Below are 9589 nucleotides of genomic sequence, written 5' to 3'. Positions count from 1 at the left end.
CCAGGGGGGCGACGAGTACGTCGAGCGCGCGGGACGCCAGCGGACCGCGCGGGCAAACCTCCGAACGAAGCTAGGGAGAAGGCGCGTGGCTGAGATCGTCGCGAACAGCGTTCGTCTACATGTGCAGCGGCTGGAGCCGAAGGGCGGGGCCGCTCCGGACTCGCCGGTCGTCGTGATGGTGCACGGCATGGTGATGGACAACATCTCCAGCTTCTACTTCGCGCTGGGCAACTGCCTGGCCGGCGCCGGCTGCGAGGTCATCTGCTACGACCTGCGTGGGCACGGCCGCAGCGAGCGGACGCCGTCCGGCTACACCATGGCCGACTCGATGGCCGACCTGGCCGGACTGCTGGACGCGCTCGGTGTCGACCGGCCCGTCCACATCGTCGGCAACAGCTACGGAGCCACCCTGACCCTCGCGTTCGGCCTGGCGAACCCGGAACGGGTGGCCAGCCTGACCCTCGTCGAGCCGCCCTTCCTGATCGAGGGGCTGGGCGAGGAGATGGCCCGGTCGCTGACCCAGGTCCTCGCCGCCGTCAGTGACGAGGAGGTCGAGGAGTGGCTCGCGAACACCGCCGGCCGGGCCGTCACCCGGATCGCGCGCTCCGCGCAGGCGCTGCTGAAGGAGACCTCGATCGCGCAGGACATGCTGGCGACGCCGCCGTTCTCGCGGGAGGCGCTCACCGCGCTGCCGATGCCGGTCCTCGCCGTCTACGGGGCGAACTCGGACATCATCGACCAGGCGGAGGGGCTCGCCGAGCTCGTTCCCGACTGCACCCTGGTGGTCCTGGAGCAGCACACCCACATGGTGCTACGCGAGGCCGCYGACTACCTGCGGGACCTGCTCCGGTGGTGGCTGCTGCGCCGCGACCAGCCGATGCCCCGGCACCAGGTGCGCGGCGCCGGCTTCGACACGCCTGACTGGGTCCGGCAGATGATCCCGCCGCCCGACCTGAACGGCGAGCACCGCACCACCTCGCTGTCGACGGCGGCGGCCGGCTCGCCGTCGGACGCCTGATCCGACCGGGAGGCAGTTGAGTCGATGGGGCGCATTCTCTTCGCGGTGCCGCCGCTGACCGGCCACGTGAACCCGGCTGTCGGAATCGCGGGCGAGCTCGCCGCGCGCGGCCACGACGTCGCGCTGGCCGGTCACGCGAGCGCTGTCGGGCCGCTCGTCCCGCCCGGCGTGCCGCTCATCGCGCTGCCGGACGAGATCACCGCCGAGCAGCGGGCGGACCTGGAGGCGCGGTCCCGCCCGCTGCGGGGGCCCGCGTCGCTGAAGTTCCTGTGGGAGGAGTTCATCCTCCCGCTCGGCACCTCGATGGCCCGGGACGTCGGCGAGGTGCTCGAGCGCTGGCGCCCGGACGTCGTCGTCGCCGACCAGCAGGCGATCGGTGCCGCGCTGGCCGCGCGGCGGGCGGGGATCCGGTGGGCGACCCTGGCCACCACCTCGGCGGAGTTCGATGATCCGTACGCGGTGCTGGCCGGGGTCGGGCACTGGGTCTCGGACCGGCTGCGCGAGTTCCAGCTCGCACACGGCGTGCCCGACGACGGGGCGGAGCGGCTGGACCTGCGTTTCTCCGAGGACCTGACGGTGGTCTGCTCGGTGCCCTCGCTGCTGCGCAGCTCGTTCCACCCCTCCCACCAGGTGTTCGTCGGCTGCGCCGCGGGAATCCGCCGGCCGGCCCCGGCCTTCCCCTGGGAGTGGCTCGACAGCGGCCGGCGCACCGTTCTGGTCTCCCTCGGAACGGTGACGCGGGACGCTGGCGGGCGCTTCGTGCGCGCGGCGGCCGAGGCCCTGGCCGGGATGGCCGGCCAGGTGCAGGCGGTGGTCGTCGCGCCGCCGGGCCCGCTCGACGACCTCGCCGAGCAGGCGCCCGACGACCTGCTCGTCCGCTCGTTCGTGCCGCAGGTCGATCTGATGGACCAGCTTGACGCGGTAGTGTGCCATGCGGGCAACAACACCGTGTGCGAGGCGCTGTCACGGGGTGTTCCCCTTGTGGTTGCCCCCGTCCGCGACGATCAGCCGGTCATCGGCGAACAGGTGGTGCGGGCCGGGGCGGGCCTGCGGGTGCGGTTCGGGCGGTCGACGCCGTCGACGCTCGCCACCGCGATCGGCACCGTGCTCGGCGAGCCGTCGTACGCGGCCGCGGCCGGCCGGCTGCGTGACGAGTTCACCGCGGCGGGAGGAGTCGTCACGGCCGCCCACCACATCGAGAAGCTGCTGCCGTAGGGCCGGGGGGCGTGAGGGACGTGTGGCTCCTGGTTCCTGTTCTCGTCTGCCTGGGCCTCGTCGCGAACGGCATCCGGCTGCGGGGGCGGCTGCGCCGGCTCGACACGGTCGTCGCCTCCGGCCGGCCGGTCGATCCGGCGCACCTCTTCCTGGTCGCCGAGGGCGTCCGGCTGCCCGAGGCGGCGCGGCGCGCGGCGAGCAACCACGCGCGCCGCGAGCGCCTGCTGGTGCTGGACCTGGTACCGGCCGACCTCACCGTCGAACGCGCGCTCGACGTGGCCCGCATGGTGGACACCCGCACCTACCGGGCGGACCGGTCCGCGCCCGGCCGCGGCGCCTTCCAGGCCATCCTGGTGCACCGCGACCTGCTGGAACGGGCCGGGATCACCCACCTGGACGGCTTCAGCCCGGTCGAGCTGGTCGACATCGCCACCCAGTTGAAGCGCTACGCCCCGACCGCCACCGACCTCGCGGTGGTGCCGGGGCTGCGGGCCGCCCGGGACGACGCCGCGATGCGGGTGCGGGTGCAGCAGCGCGCCTACGCCTGCACCCCGGCCAGCCTCTACATGCCGTTCACGCCGCACATCGCGACGGCGATCGGGTCGCAGGTCAGCCAGCAGCTGGCCTACGTGGCGACGGCGCTGTTCTGGTTCCAGCCGTTCTTCGTCTGCGCCGGCCGGGTGCCGTTGGCTCCTCGTGACCTGATCCGTAGCCCGATCGTCCGGATCCTCGGCATCTTCCTGCTCGTGGTCCACTCGGTGCGCGCGGGCCGCGAGGCCAGGGCGGCCGGCATACCCGCCGACCCGCACAAGGCGGCCCGGCGGCAGCGCCGCGACGAGACCGCCGCCTGGTACCGGGCCCGAGCCCGGCACGTCGGGCGTCTGCGCGAGGTGACCAGCAGCGAATGCCCGTGGTGCGGTTCCAGGGAACTGAGAAGCCGCCTGCGTTCGCCGGACCTGGCGATGGGCAAACCCGGCAGCTTCCAGCTCGACACCTGCGGGCGGTGCGGGCACACCTTCCTCAACCCGGCGATCACCCCGGACGGGCAGGACTACTACGAGCGCGACTGGCGGGACGGGTTCGCCGCCGAGGCCGCGGAGCATGCCCGCGCGCGGGAGGCGGCGGCCGACCGGGCCCGCGCCGAGCTGCTGCGTCCCTACGCCACCCCACGAGCCTGGCTGGACGTCGGCACCGGTTTCGGGCACTTCTGCAACGTCGCCCGTCATCACTGGCCGGCGACCGCCTTCGGCGGGCTCGACATCACCGACTCGGTCGACGAGGCCCGCGCGCGGGGCTGGGTGGACGCCGCCTACCAGGGCGAGCTCGTCCAGGTCGCCGACCGGCTCGCCGGGCGTTACGACGTGATCAGCATGTTCGGCTACCTGGAGCGCGCCCGGTACCCGTCCGAGGAGCTTGATGGCGCGGTGAAGGCGCTCGCCCCCGGTGGCCACCTGCTGATCGAGCTTCCGAACCCGTCCTGCCCGGCCGCCCGGCGGCTGGGCAGGTACTGGCCGGGCTGGGATGTGCCGCGCCGGCTGCACTTCATCCCCGTCGACAACCTGCTCGCGGCGCTGGAGGACCGTGGCCTGCGGCCCATCGTCGTCGAGCTCGGCGCGGCGCAGCGCCCCGGCGACCTCACCGGGGCACTTGGCCTGCTCATCCAGCAGCTGGCGCCGAAATCCGAGCCGTGGCTCGACACCCACCGCGCCGGGCCGGGCCGGCGCCTGTTGCGGGTGCCGCTGCTGCTCGCCTCCATCGCCCCGCTCGTCCTGGCCGCGGTCGTCGACAGCCTGAGTCGGGCGTGGCTGGCGCGGGGGAGCCGCTCCAACACCTATCGGGTGCTTGCCCGGAAGGAAGGCTAGTCCGGTGCCGGTCCCCGGCGCCGGCTGTTACCACCGGCGCCGGGACGAGGCCAGCTGCCTGACCTGTGTGTGCGGCTAGTCCTGCGGCTGGCCGTTTGCGAGCGGCAGGTAGATGCGGGCGCCCTGCTCGGCGAACTCCCGGGACTTCTCCGCGAGCCCGGCCTGCACTGCGTCCTCGGTGTCGAGGCCGTGCTCGGCGGCGTACTTGCGGACGTCCTGGGTGATGCGCATGGAGCAGAAGTGCGGGCCGCACATGGAGCAGAAGTGGGCGGTCTTCGCCGGAGCGGCGGGCAGTGTCTCGTCGTGGTACTCCCGGGCCGTCTCCGGGTCGAGGGACAGGTTGAACTGATCGTCCCACCGGAAGTCGAACCGGGCGTCCGACAAGGCGTCATCCCAGGCCTGCGCCCCGGGGTGCCCCTTCGCCAGGTCCGCCGCGTGAGCGGCGATCTTGTAGGCGATGACACCGGCCTTGACGTCTTCCCGGTCCGGCAGGCCGAGGTGTTCCTTGGGGGTGACATAGCACAGCATGGCGGTGCCGTACCAGCCGATCATCGCCGCGCCGATCGCCGAGGTGATGTGGTCGTAGCCCGGCGCGATGTCGGTGGTGAGCGGGCCGAGGGTGTAGAACGGCGCGTCGTGACACAGCTCGCGCTGCAGGTCCACATTCTCCTTGATCTTGTGCATGGGCACGTGGCCCGGGCCCTCGATCATCACCTGGACGTCGTGCTCCCAGGCGACCGAGGTCAGCTCGCCCAGGGTCGCGAGCTCGGCGAGCTGCGCAGGGTCGTTCGCGTCGGCGATGGAGCCGGGGCGCAACCCGTCACCGAGGGAGAAGCTGACGTCGTAGGCGCGCAGGATCTCGCAGAGCTCGGCGAAGTTCGTGTAGAGGAAGTTCTCCTGGTGGTGCGCGAGGCACCACGCGGCGAGGATCGACCCGCCCCGGGAGACGATGCCGGTCTTGCGCCGTGCGGTCATCGGGACGTACCGGAGCAGYACGCCGGCGTGGACGGTCATGTAGTCCACACCCTGCTCGGCCTGCTCGATGATGGTGTCCCGGTAGACCTCCCAGGTGAGCTCCTCGGCCTTGCCCCCGACCTTCTCCAGCGCCTGGTAGATCGGGACGGTTCCGATCGGCACCGGCGAGTTCCGGATGATCCACTCCCGGGTGGTGTGGATGTTCTTCCCGGTCGACAGGTCCATGACGGTGTCGGCGCCCCATCGGGTGGCCCACACCATCTTCTCGACCTCCTCCTCGATGGAGGAGGCCACGGCCGAGTTGCCGATGTTCGCGTTGATCTTGACCAGGAGGTTGCGCCCGATGGCCATCGGCTCGCACTCCGGGTGGTTCACGTTCGTTGGCAGGACCGCCCGCCCGGACGCGACCTCGTCGCGGACCAGCTCGGGGGCAAGGCCCTCGCGCAGGGYGACGAACTCCATCTCCGGGGTGATCTCGCCGCGTCGTGYGTAGGCGAGCTGGGTGACCGCACGGCCGGCGACGGCCCGGCGCGGTGCCCGCCCCGAGCCGACGAAGAGGTCGTCCGCCGGCGTCTGGGCGGCCTGGCCCGGGTCGCTCTGGGTACCCGTCGCCCGCCTGCCGTCGTCGCCGGGCTGCACCGCCCGGCCGGTGATCTCCTCGGTGTCGCCGCGGGCGGCGATCCAGCCCGACCTCAGTGCGGGGAGACCGCGTCGCACGTCGACCCCGGCACCAGGGTCGGTGTAGGGGCCGGAGGTGTCGTAGAGGACGAGACTGTCGCCGGTGCTCAGCGCGACCTCGCGCATGGGCACCCGCAGGTCGGGCTGGGACCCCACCAGGTAGGTCTTCCTGCTGCCCGGGAACGGCCGGGCCAGGATTCCGCCCGCCGGCTGGTCTGCCGCCGGGACGTCGGAACGCGCGGGCTGGATGTGACGCACCACCTTTGATCACTCCCTACGCCGGAATTACCCGGACAGGTTCAGGCGGTCGGCGGCACCGGCCGTTGCCCGGCCGCCCTCTCAGCCTCCCAGGGTGGAAGCTCCCGCATCTGCCTCGACGCTACGGCAGGCAGCTGCCCTCCGCCACCCCCTTGGTCACCTTCGCCTGGTTCGTCACGCACCAGTTCGTGCCATTCTCGGCGTGTCTCGCGCCACTCGTCCTGTTCATCCGTCTCGCCCGGCGTGCCCGGGCCGGCTGCCGGTTCCGGCGGGCCCGGGTCGGAAGCCCCTGGCGCCGCGGACCCGGCCGGGGCCTGGCTGCCGAGCCCCGCGGTGACGAGCGCCGCGACCTCCTCCGGTGCCTGCCACAGCCGCTCGGTGGGGATGGCCAGCACCAGCCGGCCGGCGGGGCGGGCCTGGTGCGGCCCCGACTGGCCGATGCGCACGAGCAGCCGCCAGGGTCCGTACCAGACGTCCAGTCGACCGGTCGGCGCGTCGGCGGAGTCCGCCGCCAGTGCCCGGCCCGCGGGCAGGGCGAAGGCGAGCTCGATCTGCCGGTACAGCCGGGCGAGCATCCGCGGGGTCCGCCGGGCCGCGTCGTCGAGCGTGTCGCCGATCAGCGTGCGGCGGGTGATCGGGCCCCGCCCGGCCATCGCCCGCCGCATCGTGTCGACGGTGACGAAGCCCTGCCGCAGCGCGTCGACGATCAGGGCGCGGGCCTGCTCACGCTCCCCGGACCACTCGGCCATGTCGACCACGGAACGCGCCGGGACGGTGCGTGGCGGCAGCCGCGTGCGGTGGATGTCCGCCGCGGACAGCCGGGAGGAGCGGCGGAAGGCGACCCCGGGCATCGGCGCGCACCGGCGCTCCGGCGGGATCAACACGGTCACGACGTCGTCGTCGTGGCCGGTCAGGCCGTCGAGGGCGGCGGCCGTGGCGCCGCCGAGGACCGCGCCCCGGCCGCCGGCGAGCAGGGCCGCCCAGGCCTGCTGTAGCCGGGGCTGCCCGCCGACCGCCGTGATGAGGACACCGCGGGCGGGCTGCCGCCAGGTGCCAGCGAGGACCTGGGCCCGGATGTCCGCCCGGGTGAGGCCCGCGATGATCGCGTCATGCTCGCTGATGACACCTGACTGAAGGTCGGCGATCTCCCGCCAGGAGAGTCGGCCGGGGCTGAGGGCCATGGTCAGACGATGGCTGTTGTTCATCCGTTGTGTCCATGGTGGATTGTGATCTGTGGATAACCGGTCTCCGGATGGTGCTGCGGGACCTGGTCCCGGCGGTTCCGCCGCTGGTCCCCACGTCATCCGGTGTCGATCCCGTGTCGGCAGGCCCTGGTCGGTCGGACGCTGGTGATGGTCGGCGCGCGCCAGGCCCGTATCGTGTGCGACCGACAGGTTCGGCGATGGTGCGGGCGTGGTGCCGCACACCATCGCGGTTGTGCATGTGATGGTGGTAGCCGTAGGGGTTCGTCAGGTGGCCGGCGAGGCGCGGCGTCGGCCTGGGAGTCGGAGGAATGGCGACACACCGAAGGTCCGGGCGGTCCGGGAGCCGCCGCACGAGGGGCGGTCGCGACGGCCGCGATGGCCGCGTCCCCGCGCGGTCCGTGGCGATCGGTCTGGCCGCGGTGGGCGCGACGCTGTCCGTGGGCGTCGCCGGCGCACTGCACGTGACCGGGTCCGCCCAGGAGCCGGAGATGTCCGCGACGGCCGCCCGTAGCCAGTCGCCTCCCGCCACCCCGACGCCGGCCGACGCGCCCGACGCCGAGTCGGCGGCGCGGGCCGCCCGCGGCATCACGGACCCCAAGGGAGAAGGCACGGTCGGGGAGATGGCAGTCGGCGCGATTCCGGGCGTGGGTGATCTGATGATGTCGCGGATCCCCGCGGCGACCCGTCAGGTCATTGTCGTCACCGCGGCGGACGCGTCCGCGACGGTGAACCGTGTGGTCCGCTGGCAGCGGGCGGCCGCGGACGCCCCATGGGCGGCGGTCGGGGCGGAGATCGCGGGCCGCAACGGCGCCAACGGGTGGACGCACGACCACGTCGAGGGCGACCGGCGCAGCCCCGTCGGGGTGTTCAGCCTCACCGCCGCCGGGGGCCGGTACGCCGACCCGGGCACCGCTCTGCCGTACGAGTTCCGCCCGTCCTTCTACCAGGCCGGCAGCTACGCCGGAGACCCGATGGCCGAGGCCTTCAACTACGTGGTGGCGATCGACTACAACCGCCTGCCCGGCCATCCGCCGTCGGACCCGACCCGCCCGCTCGGGGCGGGTGCCGGCGGCGACATCTGGCTGCACGTCGACCACAACACGCCCACCAGGGGCTGCATCAGTCTTCCCCAGGCCTCGATGGAGGCAGTGCTGCACTGGCTGACGCCGAGCAGCCAGCCCATGATCATCATGGGGGACCGGGTGAGCCTCGAGGCCACCGCCGGCTGAGCCGGGCGCCTGCCGGACCGGCGGGCTTCCTCCGCCGGCCCGGGCCGGAACTGGCCGGGCCCGCCGGCGGCGGCCCGGCTCCGGCTGGCCTTCCCTAGCCTTCCGCCTTCTTCTCCGCGTGGCCGCCGAACTGCTTGCGCATGGCCGAGAGCAGCTTGTCCGCGAACAGCGACTCGCCACGGGAGCTGAACCGCTCGTAGAGCGACGCGGTCAGCACGTGCGCGGGGACACCCTCCTCGACGGCGGCCAGCACCGTCCAGCGGCCCTCGCCGGAGTCGGAGACCCGGCCGCCGAACCCGGCCAGCTCCGGGTCCTCGACCAGCGCGGTCGCGGTCAGCTCGAGCAGCCAGGAGCTGACCACGCTCCCGCGTCGCCAGACCTCGGCGATGGCCGGGATGTCGAAGTCGTACTGGTAGTACTCCGGATGGGCCAGCGGGGTGGTCTCGGCGTCGTGGCCGGCTGCCTGCGCCCGGCCGATGTCGGCCTTGTCGAGAATGGCCAGGCCCTCGGCGAACGCCGCCATCATGCCGTACTCGATGCCGTTGTGGACCATCTTGACGAAGTGGCCGGCGCCGTTGGGCCCGCAGTACAGGTAGCCCTTCTCGGCCTGGGTGACCTCACCGGTGCGGCCGGGAGTACGCGGGGCGGTGCCCACCCCGGGGGCGATGGTCTCGAACAGCGGCTCGAGGCGGGCGACGGTCTCGGGCTCGCCGCCGATCATCAGGCAGTACCCGCGGTCCAGRCCGAACACCCCGCCGGAGGTGCCGACGTCGACGTAGTGGACGCCGCGCTCGGCGAGCTTCGCGGCCCGGTCGACGTCGTCACGGTAGTAGGAGTTGCCGCCGTCGATGATGACGTCGTCGGCCTCGAAGTGTTCCGCGAGTTCGAAGACGGTCTGCCCGGTGATGCCCGCGGGGACCATTACCCAGGCCGCGCGCGGGGTGCGCAGAGCGGYGGTGAACTCGGCCAGGGTGTGGGTGCCCACCGCGCCCTCGCCGGCGAGGGCCTTCACCGCCTCGGAGTTCACGTCATAGACCACACATTCGTGCCCGTCGCGCATAAGCCGGCGAACGAGGTTCGCGCCCATCCGGCCGAGTCCGATCATTCCGAGTTGCATCTGAACTCCCGGTGGTCCTGCACGGACCGGTC

The 9589-nt window shown here is 72.9% G+C and carries 7 protein-coding genes; 4 read left to right on the top strand and 3 right to left on the bottom strand.

Features of this window, described 5'->3' with window-relative positions:
- Nucleotides 1-85 precede the first annotated feature (85 nt).
- The 3 genes from CC117_RS21160 to CC117_RS21150 are packed head-to-tail and all read left to right on the top strand — an operon-like array spanning nt 86 to nt 4095.
- Nucleotides 86-1018, top strand: a complete 933-nt coding sequence (locus CC117_RS21160; protein ID WP_071086804.1) for an alpha/beta fold hydrolase — start codon at nt 86-88, stop codon at nt 1016-1018.
- A 24-nt stretch (nt 1019-1042) separates the two neighbouring features.
- Entirely contained in the window at nt 1043-2233 is a 1191-nt protein-coding gene (locus CC117_RS21155; protein WP_071086802.1) for a glycosyltransferase, read from the top strand.
- A gap of 20 nt (nt 2234-2253) precedes the next feature.
- Nucleotides 2254-4095 carry a class I SAM-dependent methyltransferase gene (locus CC117_RS21150; protein ID WP_071086800.1) on the top strand — a complete coding sequence of 614 codons (1842 nt, stop codon included), beginning with the start codon at nt 2254-2256 and terminating at the stop codon, nt 4093-4095.
- Between the two features lie 75 nt (nt 4096-4170).
- Here the strand turns inward: CC117_RS21150 and thiC are convergent, their stop codons facing one another.
- Both thiC and CC117_RS40910 read right to left on the bottom strand, forming a co-directional pair.
- The gene (gene thiC, locus CC117_RS21145) at nt 4171-6006 is read right to left on the bottom strand and encodes a phosphomethylpyrimidine synthase ThiC (protein WP_407673566.1); all 1836 of its coding nucleotides are present in this window, start codon (nt 6004-6006) and stop codon (nt 4171-4173) included.
- Between the two features lie 41 nt (nt 6007-6047).
- Nucleotides 6048-7211, bottom strand: a complete 1164-nt coding sequence (locus CC117_RS40910) for a hypothetical protein (RefSeq protein ID WP_456320350.1) — start codon at nt 7209-7211, stop codon at nt 6048-6050.
- A 308-nt stretch (nt 7212-7519) separates the two neighbouring features.
- Here CC117_RS40910 and CC117_RS21135 point away from each other — a divergent pair, with 308 nt between their 5' ends.
- The gene (locus tag CC117_RS21135) at nt 7520-8440 is read left to right on the top strand and encodes a L,D-transpeptidase family protein (RefSeq protein WP_071086795.1); all 921 of its coding nucleotides are present in this window, start codon (nt 7520-7522) and stop codon (nt 8438-8440) included.
- Nucleotides 8441-8534: 94 nt separating this feature from the next.
- Here the strand turns inward: CC117_RS21135 and gnd are convergent, their stop codons facing one another.
- Complete coding sequence (gene gnd, locus CC117_RS21130) at nt 8535-9557, bottom strand: phosphogluconate dehydrogenase (NAD(+)-dependent, decarboxylating) (RefSeq protein ID WP_071086793.1); 1023 nt, start codon at nt 9555-9557, stop codon at nt 8535-8537.
- Nucleotides 9558-9589 lie beyond the last annotated feature (32 nt).

Source organism: Parafrankia colletiae (genome assembly GCF_001854655.1).
GTDB classification, from domain to species: Bacteria; Actinomycetota; Actinomycetes; order Frankiales; family Frankiaceae; genus Parafrankia; species Parafrankia colletiae.
Note: the sequence above shows the minus strand (reverse complement) of the source record. Positions and strands in the feature narration are given on the sequence as shown.

Excerpts from the sequence above, each read along its gene's own strand:
- CC117_RS21155 (WP_071086802.1), top strand. The coding sequence starts at position 1,043 with ATGGGGCGCATTCTCTTCGCGGTGCCGCCGCTGACCGGCCACGTGAAC.
- CC117_RS40910 (WP_456320350.1), bottom strand. The coding sequence starts at position 7,211 with ATGAACAACAGCCATCGTCTGACCATGGCCCTCAGCCCCGGCCGACTC.
- CC117_RS21135 (WP_071086795.1), top strand. The coding sequence starts at position 7,520 with ATGGCGACACACCGAAGGTCCGGGCGGTCCGGGAGCCGCCGCACGAGG.